This is a genomic window from Paenibacillus phocaeensis, from assembly GCF_900021165.1.
In the GTDB taxonomy this organism is placed as follows: domain Bacteria; phylum Bacillota; class Bacilli; order Paenibacillales; family Paenibacillaceae; genus Fontibacillus; species Fontibacillus phocaensis.
In genome coordinates this window covers 351,137-371,375 of record NZ_FCOQ01000018.1, presented here as the reverse complement: position 1 = coordinate 371,375, position 20,239 = coordinate 351,137, and the positions used below count along the sequence as shown (strand labels likewise).

Here is a 20,239-nt window from a genome sequence, read left to right as displayed (position 1 = left end):
AAAGAAGGCTTTGGAAAGCCGGTGGACTTCCCAAAGCCTTGCTTTACGTTGCCAAGACCTGCTCCAGGTCCCTCTTATTTAACAACGCCTTTTTCATTGATGATTTTCGTTGCTTCATCCACCATCCATTGCTGCACTTCGTCGATCGGTTCGTTGCTGAGCATAAATTTGCTGAAGCCGTCATCAATCACTTTAGTCAATTCGGAGGTTGCCGTCGTCATGACTTGCGCGCCGTCCAGGAACTGGATATCGTCGTCGAACAGCGTATATTTCAGCGAATCCATATCGTACATGTCCTCTTTGCCGGCGACCAGCTTGGTCAACAGCTCTTCGTTATTCGCTTTCTTGTAACCGGAGAATTCCGCACGGTTGTCCGAATCCGCCGTCGTCATAAATCGCATCAACTTGAAGGAAGCTTCCTTGTTCTCCGAGGTTTCTCCCATCGCCAGCATGTTGCCGCTGGTGAAGTATTTGCCCTCGTAACCTTTAGGTTCGGAACCGGCAGGAGGCACCGGCACCGGAGCGAAAGCCGTCTTGAAATCATGAGGATACTGTTCGGTATTGCCCGGATCCGGAATTGTAAAGTTGCCGGTCAGAATCATGGCAGCCTCTTCATTGAAAAATTCGGTACGGTAGTTCAGCTTCGCGGCAAGCACGTCGCTGTATGGCTTGGCCGATTGATCCTTCTCCTCCATATCTTTGCGGAGCTGGAAGAAGTATTTATACGTTGGATCGGCCAAGATCGTTGTGCCGTCATCGTACAGGAACGGATCTTTCATCATGGTCTGCGCCGGTGCGTTCATGTAGAGCTCCCAGGTATGAAAATAGGTGCCGTAACGTTTATCTACCCCTTCGCCTTGGGTCAACTTCTTGGCGTACTCCCGGTAATCGTCCCAGGTCCACCCGAATTTCGGTACTTCCAGACCCGCTTCATCCAGGGCATCCTTGTTAAGCATGACATAGTTGATGCTCTTGGTGTACTGCATGCCATAATACTTGTCGTCTACCTTGGCATTCACATAATACTCATCTTCCGGAACCAGGCTCTCCTGCTCATAGAACTCGTTCAGAGGGGCAAGCGCTCCCCGGGTTGCCCGTTCCAGCACGGCCCCCAGGCTCGGCAATTGCACCACGTCGATCGCCTCTCCGGAGGAAATGAGGAAATCGAGTTTTTTCAGCATTTCCACGGAATCGCCGGGAACGAGCACTTTATGCTCTACCTTGATATTCGGGTTTTGATCCATGAATTCCTGCAACATGGCATCGGTGCCTGCCGATTGCGCTTCGTTATCCCAGTTGTAGTAAGTGATGGTCACTTGCTTCTCGGCTTGGGCGCTCCCGCTATTGGCGTCCGCCGCAGAACCCCCATTCGCTGCCGAATTCCCGGAGTTCCCGCACCCGCTTAACAGCAAGGTCACGGCCAGAAATGCACCGAGTATTACGGATAATTTTTGCTTCCCTTTGTGCTTCATATTGCTTCCCCCCGTATGGAATGATTGAGTGTTGCGTTTTTTCACCCCTAATTATAGTTAGCTGTGGAAGAAGCCAAGTGCACAATTTTGAGGTGATGGGATTACATTTTTGACTTTTCGGGGCATGCGGGATCGATCAGCCTTTTACACCGCCCAAGGCGATCCCGTTGATGACCTGCTTCTGCAAGGCGATAAACACGATAACCAGCGGAACGATCGCGGACAACGCTGCCATCATCATGATCGCATAATTGTTCGTATAGTCGTCGCGGAACAACGTCATCCCCAGCGGTATCGTATACAAATCCTTGTCCAGCAAGAAAATGAGCGGATTCTGGTAATCGTTCCAGGTCCAGATAAATTTGATGATGGCTACCGTGGCGAGCACCGGCTTGCAAAGCGGGACCATGATGGAGGCGAAGATCCGCAGATGGCCCGCCCCGTCGATTCGCGCCGCTTCGATGTACTCGTCGCTGACGCCGTGCATGAATTGCCGCAACAGGAAAGTGAAATAAATCGAGAACATGCTCATCAGAATAATCGCGGCATGGGTATTGTAAAGGCCAAACCAACGGATCAGCAGAAAGCGCGGAATTAACGTCGCCTGATCGGGAATGATCATGAACGATAACAGCGCCGCGAACACCAGACTCCGGCCTTTGAAATGGATTTTCGTCAAAGCATACGCCGACATGGAAGAGATCACAAGCGTGATGCAGGTCGTCAAGATCGCGATTTGAAAAGAGTTAAAATAGAAATCATAGAAAGGAACCCGTCCCATCCAAACTTCCTTGAAATTATACGCTACATTGATCTTTTCGGGAATCCATTGGATCGGAAAACGCATGACATCTTTCTCGTACTTGAACGCTGCGGATATCATCCAGATCAGCGGTACCAGAAACATGACGGACAAGGCGCCCATGAGGGCTGTGATCACGATTTTAGATCCATTTTTCCGAATCGATTGCATTGGCATCTTCCTCCTATTCTTCGTTACGCATTTTCCAGGTGACTGCCGTCAGCAAGCCGATAATGGCGAACAGCAGCCAGGAAATCGCCGAAGCGTAGCCCATATTGTAGTATTTAAAGCCTTCTTCGTAGATGCGGAATACGAGCACGGTAGATGAATTGTTCGGGCCGCCCTCGGTCAAGAAGGCGATGATATCGAATACTTTGAACGAACCGATCAGCATCGTGATCAGCAGGAAGAACGTCGTCGGACGCAGCATCGGTACGGTAATGGCAAAAAACTTTTTGAGCGCGCCGGCCCCGTCGATTTCCGCAGCTTCGTAGATCTCGTTCGAAATATTCGTCAGTCCCGCCATATAAATAATGATCGTATAGCCAAGACTTGCCCAGGAACTGATAATGGCGATTGACAGCAGCGACGTTTTCGGGTCGACCAGCCATTTGGGCGGGTGATGAATCCCCAGTTCCATCAAGAGCTGATTGACGGGGCCAAGCGAAGGATGGAGCAAAGCGCTCCACACCGCGGCAATCGCGATGATCGAAGAAATATACGGGATGAAGAACGCGACTTTGAAATAGTCTTTGAAAAATACGCTGTTCTGAATCAGTGCGGCGAGCACCAAAGCGATGGCGATCGGGATCGGCACCGTCAGAACCATATAGATGAGATTGTTCTTTAACGCCTGTAGAATGGTTGGATCCTGGAACATCTTGAGATAATTATCGAATCCGGTAAACTCAATGCCCTTAACCCCCGACAGTAAATCCCATTTGGATAAACTCAAATACAGGGAAAATCCAAGCGCAAACACGTTCAGAAAAATCATCCCGACGATCTCCGGCACCAGGAACAGCCATCCGATCAACGCCTCTCTCCGCTGGGGAGTCCAGAATTTCCGCGGCGTCCCCAGCCTTTGGGACACCGGTTGTTTAGCAGCCTCCACGTTGCATCACCTCAACTAAAAATAAGTTGTCCTTATCGTACTGCATCGGGCGGCGGCTTGAAGGACGGATTCTGACCAGCCTTGTGCACGATTTTGACCTTTGTGTCCGGCGAGCGCAAAAGAAAACCGCCCGAAGGGGCGGTGGTGGTGGCGGCAGCGGCGACAAATTACTTGCGCGCCGTATGTTTGGTTTTGTATTCGCTTGGCGTCGTTCCCACATACTTCTTAAACACTTTCGAAAAATACGTTCGATCCGAATATCCCAATCCGATCGCTAACGACTCCAGATTCTGATTGGACATTTTCAGCATTTTGGTCGCCAATTTCATTTTGTACTGATGCACATAGTCCGTAAAAGTCACGCCGGTCATGCGCTTAAAATAACGCGAAAAATAGCTGGGATTCAAGTAGAGATAACGCGCCATATCGATCGAGGTAATATTGTCGGCCAGATGCTGTTCGATATATTGCTGAACCACTTGCAATTTGGGCTCTTGCGGACGGCTCGCCGGTCCTTTATGCCGGTTTTCGGCAATTTGCACAAGCTTCCTCTCCACCAACTCCATCGAATCGTCCAACGTCCGGGACAACACGAGGTAAACGAACAAGTCTTCGCCGAATTTCAAGTTGGAGAACATCATCTCGATGCCGCGAAGCATAAAGGACATCTCCCGGGCAAAGTCGTCCGGATCGATCGACATCCCGCGCGCGCTTTCACCGATACCGCGCAAAGTGCTGCGGATCCCGTCCAGATCCTGCCGGATCACCGCCTGCTCCAGCTTGGAGACATAGCCGTCCAGAAAACCCGCAGGGGCGGTCTGGAACATTCGCGAGGTGATCTGAGTTGAATCCGAAAGCGTATAATCGATCCCCGCGTAAAACTCATGTTTGTCATGAAGGATTTCCTGATAAATCGGACCGAGGGTCGCCAGCTCCATTTTTCCTGTAAAAGCAACGATGCTGACCTCTATCTTCAGGAAACGGGCGCACCGATCGCGCAGCCGCCGTAAAAAATGTTGGAAATCCGACGCGGCGTTATGCGCCAGATTCGCCCGGTAATTATAGAGAATCACGAGATTCTCCTGCTCCAGGAACGGCGTGATCCCTTCGCTCGATTCGGACAATTCCAAGGCGATATTGTAGATGGCGTATAAAATCAGCTGATATTCATTTTGCTTGTAACGTTTGTCAAAGCTGGAAAAGTGAAGGCTCACCATTCCGAATTTAAACCACGGGTACCTCCAGGATATTCCGATTTGAGCCGCATAATCCAGCGTGGCTTCAGACGCCGCACCCGCGATCACCCTTTGCAGCAAATCCTGGCGGAACAACTGGTTGTTGAAGCTTGCCGAATCGCGGTAGATCAGCCCTTCCTTTGATTTCAACAAGCGCACCGATTTACCCAAGCTTTGCTCCAATTGCTCCCCTGTCAATTGATCCTTCAGCAAATAATCGTCGGCTTTCAGCTTCACCGCCTGCTGGGCATAATGGAAATCCTCGTGACAGGTCAGAAAAATGATGCGGGTGTCCGGCTTCTCCCGGGTAAACCGTTCGGCCAGTTCAATGCCGTTGGTTTGCGGCAGGCCGATGTCCGTGATCACGATATCCGGCTGCACTTCGTCAAACAGAAGCAGCGCCTTGGCACTGGAGTAGGTACTGCCGACGATTTGCAGATTCAGCGCTTCCCAATCGATCATCTGCCGGAGCACTTTGAGCATCGGTACGTCATCGTCGATAAGCATCACTCGGTACATCCTAATTCCTCTCCTCTCGTCGGAAGAACATGATGATTGGCCTGCGGCAAATACAGTGTTGCGGACACCCCGCCTTGCGGGCGGTTTTGCAGCGACAAACGCGCCTCCGGCCCGAAGGTTAATCTCAGCCGTTGCATCACATTGATCAAGCCCACTCTGCGATAAGACTCGTCTTGTTCCCCATTTGCATTCTGCAGCACTCGGTTCAACCGGGCCAACACGGCTTCGTCCGCTCCGCAACCATTGTCCGAAATCTGGATGATGACGCCCGTAGGAACCGCTTCCGAGCAAACCGTGATTCGAGGTTCCTGCTGGTCAACCAGTCCATGAACGACGGCGTTCTCCACCAGCGGCTGCAAAATCAATTTGGGAACGATCAGCCGCTCCGTCGCCGGGTCCAGCTCGACGATCAACTGCAGAGGGATTTCATTCCGGATTTTCATAATGTCCGTATAATGGGCCAGCAGCTTGCATTCCTCCCGGAGGGTTGCCGGTTCGTTGACTTTCAAGTAAGCCCGAAGCAGGCTCATCAGCGAATCGATGATTCCGCTATGCAGCGTATCCCGGTTCAAGATCAGACTGCATTTGATCGAGTTGAGCGTGTTGATCAAAAAGTGGGGGCGAATTTGCATGAACAAAGCCTCCAGCTCCATGACCCTTTTTTGTTCTTGCTCCTGCTCAATGTCGTAAATCAACTTCTGAAGCTGGCCCAGCATCGTATTCAGCGTTTGTCCCAACTCGGCGATATCGTCCTTGCCTTTCACGTCCAGCCGGGCGTCCAGATTCCCCATGCCAAATTGCCGTACGACGCGTTGAAGCTTGAGAATCGGGCTGTGCAATCTCTTGGCAATCAGGACCGAGGTGGCGGAAAATACGATAAACAGTAGCAGCACACCGCCAATCCCGGCGTAAAAAGCGCGTGAAATTTGGCCGGCCCATTCCGTTTCGGAGGTTTCATAAACGAGCTTCCAGCTCGATTTGGAGATGGTTCTGACCGTAAGCAGGTTGCCTTTGGTATCCGTATGATGAGACGGGGTTAACTCCGGGTTGCCCGCGATCACCCCGCCCTCGGCGTCAAACAGGGCCACCTTGCCGAATTCGACCTGTCCAAGCAGCTTGGTGAAGTACGATTCGGAGATGGAAACGAGCAGCACGGAGACCTCCCGGCTCTCGTGGTTGTCGTAAATCACTCTGGCGATGTAATATCTGCTGTTTTTTCCGGAACCGCTGTCCGCCATGCCGAGCCATTGCAATTTCTCCGGTTTTTGAAGATCGACGCGATCCATCAGCTTGTCCACATTGGCATTGATCGAAGTGAGCTCCTCGGTGCCGGAGGAAATCACGAAATGCCGCCGGTTAACGAGATACATGCGGATGCTGTTATTCAGCGGCTTGGAATTAATCAGCGAGAATACCTCCTGAATCTGCGAAAAATGCACATAATCCTCGTAATCGTTCAGCCGTTCCGTATCGGCAAATGCGTTCAGGTTCGCGCGAAAATTCTCATCATTCACGATAAAATGCGAGGCGAACGTCACATCGTCGATCGTCTTGTTCAGTTCGTCGATCATGACGTTCAGCAGATTCTCGTTGCTGAGCTGCAGCTTCTCGACCATGGAGCTCCGGATCAGAACAAAGGAAATGACCGAGACGGCAATGAGCGGAATAAAGATCAACAAGAGGAACGACAACTGAATGCGGCGATAGTAAGTCAGTTTAAACATGTGATTCGTTCCCTTCTCATGCTCTTCTCCTTATTCTATCAGCCCTCCGGCAAGTTTACCTAAATACAATGATTGCCAGGGCTTCCCGGCTGCCGCAATCGTCAGCGCTCATACCAGTATCCTACTTTGCCGCTTTCCAGCCGGATCAGGGCTTCCAGGTAGAAATAATCGCCCCAGATCATGAAATCGTCCGGAGACTGCCCTCCCCTGACATGATAGGAGCCATGCTTCAACAGACCTTCCGCCTGCTCGCCGATCGTGGCGTAGTTCCGCACCAGCGAGGTGATCGAACGGATCAGCCCTTGCTGGAAATCTTCCCGATCCGGATCATGTTCCCCCAGCAAACCGATTAATTCCTGCAAGCCTGCGGCCACGATGGCGGATGCGGAACTGTCGCGGAACGTCCCCGACTCCAAAGGAACGTCAAAATCCCAATAAGCGACGTGGTCCTCCGGCAAGTGCTCCAAAAAATACCGAGCCATCCTCTTCGAAGTGTCCAAATAGACCGGATTTTTCGTATAACGATACGCCAGCGCGAAACCGTATACCCCCCAGGCCTGCCCGCGCGTCCACGTTGAACCGTTCGTATACCCTTGATGCGTCGCCCCGCCGATGGGTTCGCCGGTTTGCGGATCGAAGAAGAAGGTGTGATAGGAACTGTCGTCCCCCCTCACCAGGTAACGTCTCGATTTATCCGCCTGCATCCTTGCCACTTCCGCATAAACGGAGCGGCCGGTTTGCTCTCCCGCCCAGAACAGGAGGGGCAAATTCATCAGGCAATCGATGATGATCCGGCCGCCTTCCTTGGCGTCTCCTTCCGGTCCCCAAGCCTGAATATACCCTCCGGCCGGGCGCCAGCGCTTCAACAGCATATCCGCCGCCTCAAGCGTCAATTGGCGGGCACGCTCGTCTTTTTCGACCATCCATTGCGCTTTGGATGATAAAGAGTATAGAAAGCCGATATCATGGTGATCCAGCACCTTGTTCTCCGCGAGACGGCGGTGAAAGTCTTCTACCGTACGTACGGCTCCCCGGCGGAACACCTCATCCCCCGTATATTCGTAACACAGCCATAGCAGGCCGCTCCAAAATCCGTTCGTCCAATCGTCGTTGTCGTTTAGAAGGTAAGTCCCCTTCTTGCTTACGTGGGGGAATCGCGTCCCGTATCGATCCAGATTCACCCGAATTTTCTCAACGGCGTCCTCAATCGCATATCTCCACATCGTTTGTCTGCCCCTTTCGAACCGATCGTTGCTTATGCCCATCATAAGTAGAGTGAACCCGTTCTAAAAGGGGAGATTTTGGGCTTTGCTGTGCAAAATTTTGACTTTCGGGGCGGTTCCTCCACATTTCGTTATCTTGCTTTTCCTTTCGCTCCCCGTGGCGCCGTTCCCCCGACCAAGGTATACTAAGGCTGGAGGTGAAACCCATGACCCACGGCGCGAAGTATCAACCCCCCAGCGAGGCACAGTGGCAAGCGATTCTCACCAATGATCCTTCGCAGGACGGACATTTTTACTATGCGGTAGCCAGCACAGGCATCTTCTGCCGGCCTTCCTGCAAATCGAGGCCGCCCAAGCGGGAGAATGTTCTAGTCTTCGCCAACGCGGAGCAGGCCAAAGCCGCCCGTTTCCGCCCCTGCAAACGCTGCAAACCGGAGGGACAGCGGCTGCCGGATCGGGAATGGGTCGATCAGATCGTCGAATATATCGACCGGCACTACCGGGACAAGCTCACGCTGGAGACGCTGGCGGAGTGGTGCCACGGCAGCCCGTACCATCTGCAGCGAACGTTTAAACGGGTCATGCGGATGACGCCGACGGAATACCTGGGGCGGCGGCGAATCGAGGAGGCGCAGCGGGCTTTGGCCGAATCGCAGCGGACCGTTGCGGAGATCGCCCGGGACGTGGGGATCGGCAGTTCCGCCTATATGATCACCTTATTCAAGAAAACGACCGGCATCACGCCGAACGAATATCGCAAAATGCAGACAGGCGGGCGGATCTGATCTTGCTCGCTTCAGGCTGCTCGATTCTTTCTCTGGAGGTATATGCACCATGACAACCCCTCAATACCTGCCGATATATTGGTCCCGGCTTCAAGAGGCTTCCTGGGGCCTGTATCTCGCCGCTACCGAGCGGGGGCTGGCGTTTGTCGGCTCCTCCGGCGGCCCGTTGGATGAACTGACCGCCTGGGCGAACCGCCGATATCCCGGCAGTTCGCTTACGCAGGATGACCGCCGGATGGCTCCTTATGCGGCGGAATTGTCGGAGTATTTTCGCGGGGAGCGCCAGAACTTTACCCTCGCTTTTGACCTGCAGGGAACTCCGTTTCAACAAGACGTATGGAAGGCACTCGGCTCGATTCCGTTCGGGCAGACCCGGTCTTATACGGACATCGCCCAGTCCATCGGCAAGCCGGCTGCCGTCCGTGCCGTGGGTACGGCGATCGGGGCTAATCCATTGCTCATTACCGTTCCATGCCACCGGGTGATCGGCAAGAATGGGACGCTCACCGGCTACCGCGGCGGGCTGGAGATGAAAACCCGGCTGCTTGAGCTGGAACAGGCGGCGATAGGCAGCGAAGGCAGACGTTGAATCCGCAGGATCAGCCGCGCGTGACGGCCCGCTTCACTCGCCCAAGTCACTGCACTGCTGCAAGTGTTTCTATTCCCTAAACCCCAAACAACCGCCGGAGCCTGCGCTCCCGCGGTTGTTTGGGGTTTGAATCTCACCAGTTTGATCACGTTAACATTTCTGCACATCAAGCCTCCGCAGAAACGCAGCCGCCTCTCTACCGCTCGACATGCCCTTTGCCGGACAACAACCGTTCGATCTCCGCTGCGCTAGGCAGGCCTTCCCAATCGCCTACGGCCTGGATCACTTGTGCGCCAACCAGATTGCCAAGGCGCACCGCCTCAACCATGCTGTATCCACGCACAACCCCCGCCAGAAATCCGGCGCAAAATCCGTCGCCCGCTCCCACCGTATCGATCACATGCTCCACTTTATAATACGGGACTGATGTCAGTTGGCCTTGCTCCAGCACGTAGGTGCAGTCCTCCCCGCCTTTGATAATGCTGACGGCGGATAACTCCTGCAGCTTGCCGAGGATCGCATCCACCGATTCGGTCTCGTATAACAACTTCAACTCATCGAGTCCCGGCAGGAAATAATCCGCCTTCATCGCCAGCGGCAGCAATACCTTGCGCGCGTCCTCGACACTCCATAATTTCAAGCGCAAGTTGGGATCGAAGCTGACCTTCACCCCGTGCCGCTTGGCGATGTCCACCGCCGCATGGGCCGTTTCCACGCAAGAAGCGCTGAGCGCCGGCGTAATGCCCGTGAGATGCAGCACCCGGGCTCCGGCGATGTAGGCTTCGTCCAGATGCTCCGGACGCATCATGCTGGCCGCGGACAGCTTGCGGTAATAGTAGACCGAGCTTTTGCCCGCCACGTTCTCCCGCACCATCATGCCCGTAGGCGCTTCGTCCGTCAGCTTCGCGCGAGACACGTCCACGCCTTCGCCGCGGATGGCCTTCAAGATCCGGCGTCCAAACGGATCATCGCCCAGTCGGCCGCACCATCCGGAGGTTTGCCCCAGCCGGGCCAATCCGATCGCTACGTTGGATTCCGCCCCTCCGAACGAAGGGGAGAGAGCGTTTGCATACTCCAGCCCTTTGCCTCCTTCTGCAATCAGCAGGGCCATACTTTCGCCGAAGGTTACGACTTCGGGACTTCCTTGCCGGGTTGAATCGGGAATATTCATCTGTCTTTCCACCTTTTTCACATAATCGGTATAAGTCATCAGGATCGGTATTCCTGCACATGCCAGCTTTTATTATCTCATGTTCCGGCGAAGAAGACTATGTATAAATGGGAGGCTGTCGCGCCTGGGTGTCCCTCATTGCTACCTTTACACGATTATCCCTTTCATTCAGGGGGGGCAGGGGCACGGAGTGAGGGGCATGGAGTATGGAGTAAGGGGCATGGAGTAAGGCGGCTCTTGACTCGGCTCCCTGATCGAAGGGGATAATCGTGCAAAGCGTCCTTTTGAACAATTAACTTTTTATTACATACAAAAAGCCGATGTGCACAGGGGCTTTCCCCGTACGATCGGCTGCGAGTTTCGGACAGGAGGTTATCCGGTCCGGCATAGCCGGCGCCTTCTTAACCCCCTACCCCGTTCTCATAAGCTGTCAACTGGCTCCCATGACCGATGCTGCCCAATACCCCCGTGCCTAAACTAATGACCAGGGCGACCGCCACTATCCACTTCCGCACTTTCCAACACCTCCCCCATCAAGGTTACATACTCCTGCAGTTGCTGCGGCGTAGCCTCCATTCGATGCTGCTCAAATAGCGGGACCATTCTCATGAAGAACTCTTTGTTCCGGAGCGAAACGGCGTATTTGAGCGCGTAGACCAATCTCCCCAAGCCTTCCTCGATATTCTGTTTGCGCAGCAGATAAATGGCCAGTTGATAGTTGAGATCCAGATACCGGTCCTTATTCACTACAGATACATAATGATTCGGAAATTGGCTATATAAATCCGTATTCACAGGAAACTCTTTTAATACGTCGTCGATTGGAAAACCGTTAAGATTGGCCGCTTCAACAATAATTCTCAAGCTGGGAAGTACTTCATAGGGATGCTCTTTAAGCAGCTTGATATACTCCGGAAGAATCGCCGCATTTCCATTTAAAATCTCCAGGTTGTAGCGATTCGCTCTCGCCCAAACTTTAAACTTCTCTACTTCTTTGAAGCCGGTCTCATCCAGGCCTTCAAACCAGCTCAAATCCTCGTAGCCCGCCACACAGGCCAACGCTTCCTCATACTTGCCTTGATGCTCCAATGCCGAGCTTTTTAACAAATAGCCCTGTCCGTAATAGACCACCAAATGGCGTTCGCAGCGCAGCTCCTGATACGGATGAGGGCTTGCCGATTTACGACACCTTTCATACATAAGTCGGGCTAGTACCTGCAGCTCCTCGGCAAATCGCTCCACATACGTCCACTTTTGCAGGGAGTAGTAAGCGTTAGCCAGATGCAGCAGCCCATCGAGCTGAAGATCCTCGGGGAGCCGGTTGCGGTAGGGCTCGAACCAGGTTGCCGCACGCAAGTTCGTCTCCGCATGGTCCCCCAGCCGCATCCGGAACAGACGGTATTGACTCATCGCCAACCGTTCCGAATGCTGGTATTTCTCGTATTCGCATACGGACTGGTAGAATAACCTCGCCGCTTCGCCTTTTCCTTCCTCGTAAAGTTCCTCACCAATGGCAAAAACCATCGGAAGATAGGACAGGTCCTCTGCCAGTCGGGACAACACCTCCTCGATACAGTCCCATTCGCCAATTTCCGCACAACGGAGCAGAAACGACTTCAACCTCCGCCGGTTGGGATGTTCAGCATCGAGACATTCATCGATATATAAGCGATAATATAGCCCGATCGGCTGTTCGAGCGCTTTGGTCATCAGATCCAGCTGCCCGATGGAGATCGGTTTGGGGGGATTTCCATTTAAAATAGCGCTGAGCGTCCCCCGATTGATTCCCGAGAGGTGGGAAAAGCGGTGCAAGGAATATCCTTTCTTTTCCAACTGGCGGCTGATCACGGAACGAATCGCGGGTTCCTTCCTCATTCGATCTCCCTCCTTCGGAATCTCCTATATTTTTACACATTATATAGAAATGTGAACAGGCGGTCAAATAAAAAAAGGGAACCCCCTTGCACGGAAGGTTCCCTTAGGAATGCTAGACTTCGAGAATGGACGGCATGATATGCGGAGTTCGGCCCACTTCTTTGGCAAAATACCGCCGCAGCTGCTGTTGTGTCGCCCGCAGCCAAGCGTTTTGATCGTAAGACTCCTTCTCGCCAAGCCGGTTCAAGCTCCGTTTCAACATCGCTTCCGCCCTGCGTAGCAGCGGCCGGGCATCCTGCATGTAGACGAAGCCGCGCGAGACGATATCCGGTCCAGCCAGGATTTGCCGCGTTTTACGATCCACCGTCATCACGACGATGACAATGCCTTCCTGGGCCAGTTCCATCCGTTCTACCAGCAATGCGTCTTCGTGAGTTGGGCGCATCTCCCCGTTACTGATGAGCACTTGCCCGGAAGGAATCGTACGTCCCCGCTTCGCCCGGTTCCGATATACCGACAACGTATCCCCGATGTTCATGACGAATACATGATTTTCGGGAATGCCCGTTTGCAGCGCCAGATTGCGGTGGCTGAGCAGCATCCGGTACTCGCCGTGGATCGGGATGAAGTACTTGGGACGAATGAAGCTGAGCATCAGCTTCAAGTCTTCGCGGCAGCCATGCCCGGAGGTATGAATATCAAAAATCGAGCCATAGATGACGTTCGCGCCAGCCCGCAGCAACAAGTCAATACTGCGGTTAATGTTCTGTGCATTGCCCGGAATCGGCGATGAGGAGTAAATGACCGTATCGCCCGGATACACCTGCACACTCCGATGCGCCCCCGATGCAATGCGGCTGAGCGCAGCATTGGGTTCCCCCTGGCTGCCGGTACAAACGATGAGTACCTGCTCTTCGGGGTAACGATCGATGTGCTTCACATCAATCAGCATCCCTTCCGGTACGCGGATATATCCCAGATCTTGACCAATGGCGAATACTTTCTCCATACTGCGGCCGATGACGGCGATTTTGCGATTAACCAGGGTCGCCGCTTCAACCACCTGCTGCAGCCGATGCACATTGGAAGCGAAGGTGGCGAACAAGATCCGCCCCTGACAGCCGCGGAACGACTCCAGGATCGCATCGCCAACCCGGCGCTCGGAAGGCGTAAAGCCCTCCTTCTCACTGTTCGTACTGTCCGCGAGCAGCGCCAACACGCCTTCACCGCCGACGCTGGCCATTTTGAACAGGTCGGCCGGACGATCCTCCGGCGTGAAATCGAATTTGAAATCGCCCGTATGAACGATTGATCCGTAAGGAGTATCAACCACGATGCCGAAGGCATCGGGAATACTGTGGGTCGTGCGGAAGAAATGCACGGCCAAATGTTTGAACGCATACCGGTCGTTCTCATGGAACACATGGAGCTCCGCTTGTCCAAGCAGGCGATGCTCCTCCAATTTGGCTTTGACCAGCCCAATGGTCAGCGGACCGCCGTAGATCGGCAGCTGAAGCTGGCGCAGCACGTAAGGAATCGCGCCAATATGATCCTCGTGACCATGGGTAAGGAACAGGCCTTTCATTTTATGCTTGTTTTCAATCAAATATCGGATATCCGGGATAATGCAATCAATCCCCGTCAAGCGGGAATCCGGGAATTTAAGTCCTGCGTCAATCAGAATAATCTCATCTCTGAATTCGATGCCGTACATATTTTTGCCGATCTCCCCGATCCCGCCAAGCGAGAAAATTCGTACAGGCGGCGGAGACGACTTGGAACGTCGATTCGTCTTTACTGGTTTAGTTGCTGCTACATTCATTAGGTCGATAATCCTCTCTGAAGGGTTCGTTCACTAGGCTATAAGAGAATTATACTGAATTATCGGCACAATAACTATTTAATTTTTACGGATGTTCGGTAAAGCCGGGGGAATTTGCCCAAAGATTTTAGCTCCGCATTCAAATCGAGGCTTGAGGCACGACAACAGGAACAAGGCTTAATTCTAACGCTTAGGAGCAACGCTATTAGGCCCAAAATGAGGATGCGCAGGTTGTAACGCTTGCAGGAGAGCTTATTTCCCGGTTTCTCCTCCAAAAAACGGCGTTTTCGCCCCCATAAGCTCGCTGATCAGCGTGAGGACCAAAGGAATCGTCGTCACGCGGGGCCCCGACGGGACGACGAGTTTTGAAGCGAGGAATTGAAACAAGCAGTAGCCGCTTTTAAGGGCGGAAGGCATTTACAAGGTGCTATCCATAAAAAATAGACTGCAAACCTTTGTCAGAGGGCAGTCTATTTTTTATTACGAAAAGAAAGTATCAGAACGATTAAAGTCGCAAATGAGATCATTAGCGTTTCGTGCTAAGTCACAATGTCGCTTTTTCTAAAAGCGAGGAGGGCCAGCGTTAAACAAACAGCGATGATGATCAAAGGAATCAGCGTCATGCGGAGATACTCTTCGGGTCCCGACGGGACGACGAGTTTTGAATTTACTACGTATTGTCCGGAAAATTTGAAAATCTGAGTCATGAGAGTATGTTCTGAGACCGCGCGTAACAAAGCATAGGCGGAGTCTTTGAGATATCCGCTAAGCAGAAAATCGCCGAACACGGTGAGAAAAGTGAAAATGATCGCCGAAGCCGTTCTTTTGATCAGGATCCCCGCCATCATCACAATAGAAGCGTAAGCGGCCAGGTAGAGAAAGTTGAACACAACCGCTAACATTGCGGACATCAGATTCCCCGCCGAATCGTTGTTTCCAATAGGAGAACCCACAAGCAGCGCCAATGCCAGATATAAAATATAAAACACTCCAAAAAATTGAACGACCCACCCCAAAATCGCCAGAAGCTCCGTTACATATTTCCCGATAAAGTAAGACTGTCTGCTCTGACCTGAGGAAATGATATTTTTAATAGAGCCGTATTCATAACCCTCCGTCGTAAAATAACAAGCATGCACCGGAATAATAAAGTACATAAACAAAGAAAGCTGGGTGGAGACTCGCAAGGGTTCTGCCGGATGGCTTAACGCAAATCCGGTCTTCAAACCGATCCATACGGGTAACGCAATACCGACGAGCGTAAAAATAATAGTCGTCATTCGAAAAGCGAATTCTTTCCGCAAATAATAGATTTCACTTGTAAGGAAATTTTTCATGAAGCGTTGCCTCCGATCAGGTCCATATAGTAGTTCTCCAGATTGGGAGAAGACAGATGAATTCCCTCGACCGGAACTCCATGCTTCAACAGAACTGCCATAAGTTGTTCCAGATTCGTGTCCTCCTTGGGAATATGGATCTCTCCATTATCCGTGATCGTCATTCGCTCGAGGTTAAGCTGCCCTCTTAAAACCTCGACAGCCGCCGACAGATCCGGCGTTCGAATGCATAGGCTGGTTTCCGCAGATTTTAATAACGCTTGGGCGGAGATCTCCTTGATTAACCTTCCTCGATGAATGAATCCAAATTTAGTGGCCAATAACTGCAACTCGCTTAAAATATGGCTGGAGATCAAAATGGTGACTTCATGATCTTTGGCCAGATGCTCCAGGATTCTGCGCATCTCAACGATCCCAGAGGGATCAAGTCCGTTGATTGGTTCGTCCAGCACTAGAAACTTCGGCCGGTTGAGCAAGGCGATGGCCAGTCCAAGCCGTTGCCGCATGCCTAACGAGTATTCCGAAACCTTCTTATTTCTGCCGCTGTCCGTCAAAGATACCGTATCCAACACCTCGGCAATTCGGCCAGGATCCCTAATTCCGTAAATCCGGCAATAAAAGGTCAGGTTCTCCTCTGCGTTCAAATGCGGATACAGCGCCGGCCATTCGATGAGAAACCCGATCTGCCGCCTAGCCGCATCCCATTCGCTTTTTGCCGTTTTTCCAAATAGAGAAAAGCTGCCCTGCGTCGGATATACCAAACCTCCAATGATTCGCATCAGTGTGGTTTTGCCGGCGCCGTTCTCCCCGACAAACCCATAAATATCCCCGGCGTGGATCGTCATATGAATATCCTGAAGCGCGAAGGAGGAGCCGAATCTCTTCGTTAATCCTTTTGCCTCAAAAATCGGTGTCTCCATGTCCCAACACTCCTCTACCTGCTGTGATCGAGGTCATGATAACATGCTTGTCAGTCCTTCAAACCATGGATTGTCAGAATTAAGAGCTTTCGTGTAACTATTCAGGGGTTCAAAAATTGTATAATCAAAGAGAGGACGGTAGAAAGGAAGGTTCACGTGATTCGAATCTCCGTGTGTGATGACGACCTGCCAACAACCGAACGGGTCGAAGAACTTTTATCGGATCTTCAATGCATGATTCCTGAGAAAATAGAGGTGTCTCTTTTCTATTCCGGAGAAAGTTTCTCAAAAACCATTCAGCAAGGTTGCCCGTACGATATTATTATCATGGACATTGAGATGGAAGGCGTTAACGGCATTGAAGCGGGGCATGCGCTTCGAGCGAGCGAGGAGAATGACAACGTCCAGTTGATTTATATTTCCAGTCATGACCAATACCATATTCAGCTGTTCGATGTTTATCCGTCCGGATTTATCAAGAAACCCCTCGACCCCGAAGCTTTCAAAGCCAAACTGACGTCAGCCATTCAAAAAGCGATTCGCAAGCGGCGGCAAGCCTATCGTAGCTTCCTGCCGGTACGTCAAAAGGGAAGCGAGCAACTGGTACCCTTCCGGGAAATTATGTACCTGGAAAGCAACTTGAGAAAAATTTCGCTCTACACCGGAACCGGTCCTATCGAATATTACGGCACGTTAAATGAAGAAGAAAAGAAACTGACGGGCGGGGATTTTATACGAATCCACCAGTCATACATCGTGAATTTCTACTTCGTAAGGGAAATAGCTTACAGCAAACTGGTGCTTGTTACAGGCAAAACATTGCCGATCAGTGAAAAGAGAAGCTCCTCCGTCCGAAAAAACTACTTGAAATTCAGAGGGGATTTTATTGGATAACGCCTTTACGGAAGAACTGTTTTATTTGGTGACCCTTCCGATTTTATCGTTTATCGTTCACTATTTTTTCAGCCATTGCTTCGTTTGCCGAGTGGAAAGCAAATTGAAGCTTGGTTTATTTTACGTTCTGTACTTCATCGGGACCGTCGCTTTGCGTTTCAGCCCATTCCCCGGCGCCGTTCAACTCGCCCTGAACATGGGGTTAATAGTAGGGATGTCTTTTCTGTATAGGGGAAATTTGAAGTGGAGAATCAGCGCAGCTCTGTTTATCGTGGCCCTTATCATTCTAAGCGATGCGGCGATGCAACCCGTGTATTCGAGCAACGGATACATTCTAACACTTTTTCTTTCCAAACTGCTAATGGTTTTGTTGGTCTTCCTATTGGTTCGACTCATCCGATCCTATGGAGCAGGGAATCTATCCGGACGATATGGAATGCTTTTATTTTTATGTCCGTTTTTAAGTGTAACCGGTATCCTCTCGCTTTCAAGCAACTTGGCTTATCGGGCTTCCCCTATTTTATTTCCGGTCATCTCCAGCGGGCTGCTGATCATCAATTTTTTGATTTTTATTCTATATGACCGCGTATTAAGCTTTCAAACAGCTCAGACGAGAAATCGACTGTTGGAGCAGCAAAATAAGTATTATTTAAATCAATATCTGCAAACCAAAGAAAGACAGGAGGAAATCTCGAAGTTCCGGCATGATTTTCAAAATATTCTGCTGGGGTTAAGAGCAAAGCTGCAATCCGGTGAGGAAAAAGCCGGCCTGCAGGAAATAAACAAGCTCCTGGGAGGTCTCGAAGATGGCTCGGGAGGCTGCTATACCGGCAACCTGATCATTGACTCGATCATCAATTACAAGCAGCAGGTCGCCCGGGTCAATCAAATTCCCTTCCATTTGGATTTGAATATCCCTCCACATCTGGAGCTTGATACCGTGGCAATGAGCGTAATTCTGGGAAACGCATTGGATAATGCCATCGAAGCCTGCAAGGCGGAAGCCAATGTAGGTCGGCAAATCAACATTCATATGCATTACCTTAACCAAAGTTTGTTTATAAGCATCCAAAATCCGTACGTCCATGAAATTCATACAAACCGGAAAGGAGATATCGTTTCCGCCAAATCCGGAAACCGTGGCCCCCATGGTCTCGGCTTAAAGAACATCAAAAAAATCGTTACCGACTGCGGCGGCATCATCGAGATTTCTTACAACGGCCAGCTTTTTCAAATCGAAATTGCGCTGTTTAAGATCCGCCGCCAGGAGCCGCAGGGATGAAGCCTATCAAATCCAACGCTATTTTAAATTGCCGATCAATTGCTGATAGGCATCTATAACTTGCGGTGAAGCATAGTTTTTATAACGTTCGAATAACTCCACATATTTGATGATCAAGGATCGATTATGAATGTTCAGATAACAGTATTGTTCCAGGCTCTCTATAAAATAGTTAAAGCCCTCCGAGTATTTGCCTTTGCGCAAATAGTAAATTGCCAGTTCGTTGAGAAGTTGGGAAATGCAATTCGTAATCGTTTGCTCGGTGTATAAGCCCCTTGCAGTGGGTTGTTTTGTTAAAGAAACAATCTCCACTTCAAAGCACTGGATGATGTCATCGACATCTATATCAAACCGATTGGCAGCTTCCATTATATTTAATAGGGCAAGAACAGCGTCATCTTTTTTAGAGACGATACTAGCCACATAATCGGGAAAGACACTCACATCTCCAGAAGATAGTCTGGTCAGAAGAGCATTTGCCTGGGCCCACTCTTGAAACAGCTCCTTCCAATGCAGAGTTTCCGGATCGTTTTCCTTCACCCAGCTTAAATCAGCGTAAAGCCCAATATATCGCAGCGCCTCTTCATACTCTCCCTGGATATCATAAATATTTCCTAGAAAAAGATAAGAATAAGCCAGGTAAAAAAACAAAGGTCTGTTCGTCTTTTTAAGAAGTTGGGTTCTCTTCCTTTCCGAGAAGTAATAGATTTTGGCCTTCTGCTCCATCCTTAGAACGATTTTCTCTACTTTATCCCAGCGGTTTAGGGCACGGTATGCGTTGGCTAAATCCTTTAACGCATCAAGTTGACTGGCTTCATCCAGCCGCTCGACAAAAGGCTCGAACTGTATCGCGGCCTGAAAATTCTGATCCTGGTCATGACCCTGTCCGATCAGAAACAACCGGTACTGGCATAAGGCCAACCGTTCGGAATGCTGCCTGCGCTCGGTCAGGGCCACATTCTCGTACAAAATCCCCGCCGCCTCCAATTGACCTGCTTCATAAAATTCCTCGGCCAAATCAAACAAGAGATGCGCATATAGCGGATTATCCAGCAATAAGCCAACGATCTCCCGAATAAGGTCCGGCATATCCATTTCGGCGCAATTTTGCAGCATCGGTTTCACCCTGCGCCAATCGGGGTTGGCTTCATGCAAGTACTCGCCAATATAAGTCCTGTAGAAATAACCCCGGGGAAGTTCCATTACCGCTGTGATCCTCTCCAACTGTTCTACCGCAAGCGGACGGTTGCCGTTCAGGATCGAACTGACTGTCCCGGGGTTCAATTTCCACTGCTTGGCCAATTGCGTAAGACTTAGCCCGTTTTGCTCCATATAATTATGGACTGCTTCAATAATCGTGGTCCGATATTTCAAGTGATTCAAGTGAATCCCCCTCAACCATACAAATGAGACTATACATATTACTTTAGGGGATTATGTCTAGATTTGGAAAAACAAAAATTAAAAAGCAAAAA

Annotated in this window: 16 protein-coding genes; 4 read left to right on the top strand and 12 right to left on the bottom strand. The window is 51.0% G+C overall.

Annotated elements, in window-relative coordinates; translation table 11 throughout:
• Positions 1–74: 74 nt before the first annotated feature.
• The 6 genes from BN3795_RS11750 to BN3795_RS11725 form a co-directional block, all read right to left on the bottom strand.
• Positions 75–1,472: an ABC transporter substrate-binding protein gene (locus BN3795_RS11750; protein WP_068784849.1), complete on the bottom strand. Its 1,398-nt coding sequence runs from the start codon at positions 1,470–1,472 to the stop codon at positions 75–77.
• Between the two features lie 136 nt (positions 1,473–1,608).
• Entirely contained in the window at positions 1,609–2,451 is an 843-nt protein-coding gene (locus BN3795_RS11745; RefSeq protein WP_110945141.1) for a carbohydrate ABC transporter permease, read from the bottom strand.
• A gap of 7 nt (positions 2,452–2,458) precedes the next feature.
• Complete coding sequence (locus BN3795_RS11740; protein ID WP_068784847.1) at positions 2,459–3,388, bottom strand: carbohydrate ABC transporter permease; 930 nt, start codon at positions 3,386–3,388, stop codon at positions 2,459–2,461.
• A 167-nt stretch (positions 3,389–3,555) separates the two neighbouring features.
• Positions 3,556–5,142: a response regulator gene (locus BN3795_RS11735; protein WP_068784846.1), complete on the bottom strand. Its 1,587-nt coding sequence runs from the start codon at positions 5,140–5,142 to the stop codon at positions 3,556–3,558.
• Positions 5,130–6,866 carry a sensor histidine kinase gene (locus BN3795_RS11730; RefSeq protein ID WP_068784845.1) on the bottom strand — a complete coding sequence of 579 codons (1,737 nt, stop codon included), beginning with the start codon at positions 6,864–6,866 and terminating at the stop codon, positions 5,130–5,132. The genes BN3795_RS11735 and BN3795_RS11730 overlap by 13 nt, the downstream gene beginning before the upstream one ends.
• A gap of 101 nt (positions 6,867–6,967) precedes the next feature.
• Positions 6,968–8,089, bottom strand: coding sequence for a glycoside hydrolase family 88 protein (locus tag BN3795_RS11725; protein WP_068784844.1), 1,122 nt, complete (start codon positions 8,087–8,089; stop codon positions 6,968–6,970).
• A gap of 206 nt (positions 8,090–8,295) precedes the next feature.
• Here BN3795_RS11725 and BN3795_RS11720 point away from each other — a divergent pair, with 206 nt between their 5' ends.
• Together BN3795_RS11720 and BN3795_RS11715 are read left to right on the top strand one after the other, a co-directional pair.
• Entirely contained in the window at positions 8,296–8,874 is a 579-nt protein-coding gene (locus tag BN3795_RS11720; protein ID WP_068784843.1) for a bifunctional transcriptional activator/DNA repair enzyme AdaA, read from the top strand.
• Between the two features lie 49 nt (positions 8,875–8,923).
• Positions 8,924–9,463, top strand: a complete 540-nt coding sequence (locus BN3795_RS11715) for a methylated-DNA--[protein]-cysteine S-methyltransferase (protein ID WP_068784842.1) — start codon at positions 8,924–8,926, stop codon at positions 9,461–9,463.
• A gap of 196 nt (positions 9,464–9,659) precedes the next feature.
• Here BN3795_RS11715 and BN3795_RS11710 read toward each other — a convergent pair whose 3' ends face one another.
• The 5 genes from BN3795_RS11710 to BN3795_RS11690 all read right to left on the bottom strand — a co-directional run bounded on the left by BN3795_RS11710 (position 9,660) and on the right by BN3795_RS11690 (position 16,588).
• Positions 9,660–10,634, bottom strand: coding sequence for a sugar kinase (locus tag BN3795_RS11710; RefSeq protein ID WP_068785375.1), 975 nt, complete (start codon positions 10,632–10,634; stop codon positions 9,660–9,662).
• 477 nt (positions 10,635–11,111) lie between these two features.
• Entirely contained in the window at positions 11,112–12,509 is a 1,398-nt protein-coding gene (locus BN3795_RS11705; protein ID WP_068784841.1) for a helix-turn-helix domain-containing protein, read from the bottom strand.
• Positions 12,510–12,621: 112 nt separating this feature from the next.
• The gene (gene rnjA / locus BN3795_RS11700) at positions 12,622–14,331 is read right to left on the bottom strand and encodes a ribonuclease J1 (protein WP_068784840.1); all 1,710 of its coding nucleotides are present in this window, start codon (positions 14,329–14,331) and stop codon (positions 12,622–12,624) included.
• Between the two features lie 539 nt (positions 14,332–14,870).
• Positions 14,871–15,611 carry an ABC transporter permease subunit gene (locus BN3795_RS11695; RefSeq protein WP_198524701.1) on the bottom strand — a complete coding sequence of 247 codons (741 nt, stop codon included), beginning with the start codon at positions 15,609–15,611 and terminating at the stop codon, positions 14,871–14,873.
• A gap of 53 nt (positions 15,612–15,664) precedes the next feature.
• Positions 15,665–16,588 carry an ABC transporter ATP-binding protein gene (locus tag BN3795_RS11690; RefSeq protein ID WP_068784838.1) on the bottom strand — a complete coding sequence of 308 codons (924 nt, stop codon included), beginning with the start codon at positions 16,586–16,588 and terminating at the stop codon, positions 15,665–15,667.
• 156 nt (positions 16,589–16,744) lie between these two features.
• Here BN3795_RS11690 and BN3795_RS11685 point away from each other — a divergent pair, with 156 nt between their 5' ends.
• A complete protein-coding gene (locus tag BN3795_RS11685) occupies positions 16,745–17,482 on the top strand; it encodes a LytR/AlgR family response regulator transcription factor (protein ID WP_068784837.1) in 738 nt (245 codons plus the stop codon).
• A 271-nt stretch (positions 17,483–17,753) separates the two neighbouring features.
• A complete protein-coding gene (locus tag BN3795_RS11680; protein ID WP_198524700.1) occupies positions 17,754–18,764 on the top strand; it encodes an ATP-binding protein in 1,011 nt (336 codons plus the stop codon).
• An 18-nt stretch (positions 18,765–18,782) separates the two neighbouring features.
• Here BN3795_RS11680 and BN3795_RS11675 read toward each other — a convergent pair whose 3' ends face one another.
• Positions 18,783–20,147 (bottom strand): helix-turn-helix domain-containing protein, encoded by a 1,365-nt coding sequence (locus tag BN3795_RS11675; protein ID WP_232729914.1) that lies wholly within the window; start codon positions 20,145–20,147, stop codon positions 18,783–18,785.
• Positions 20,148–20,239 lie beyond the last annotated feature (92 nt).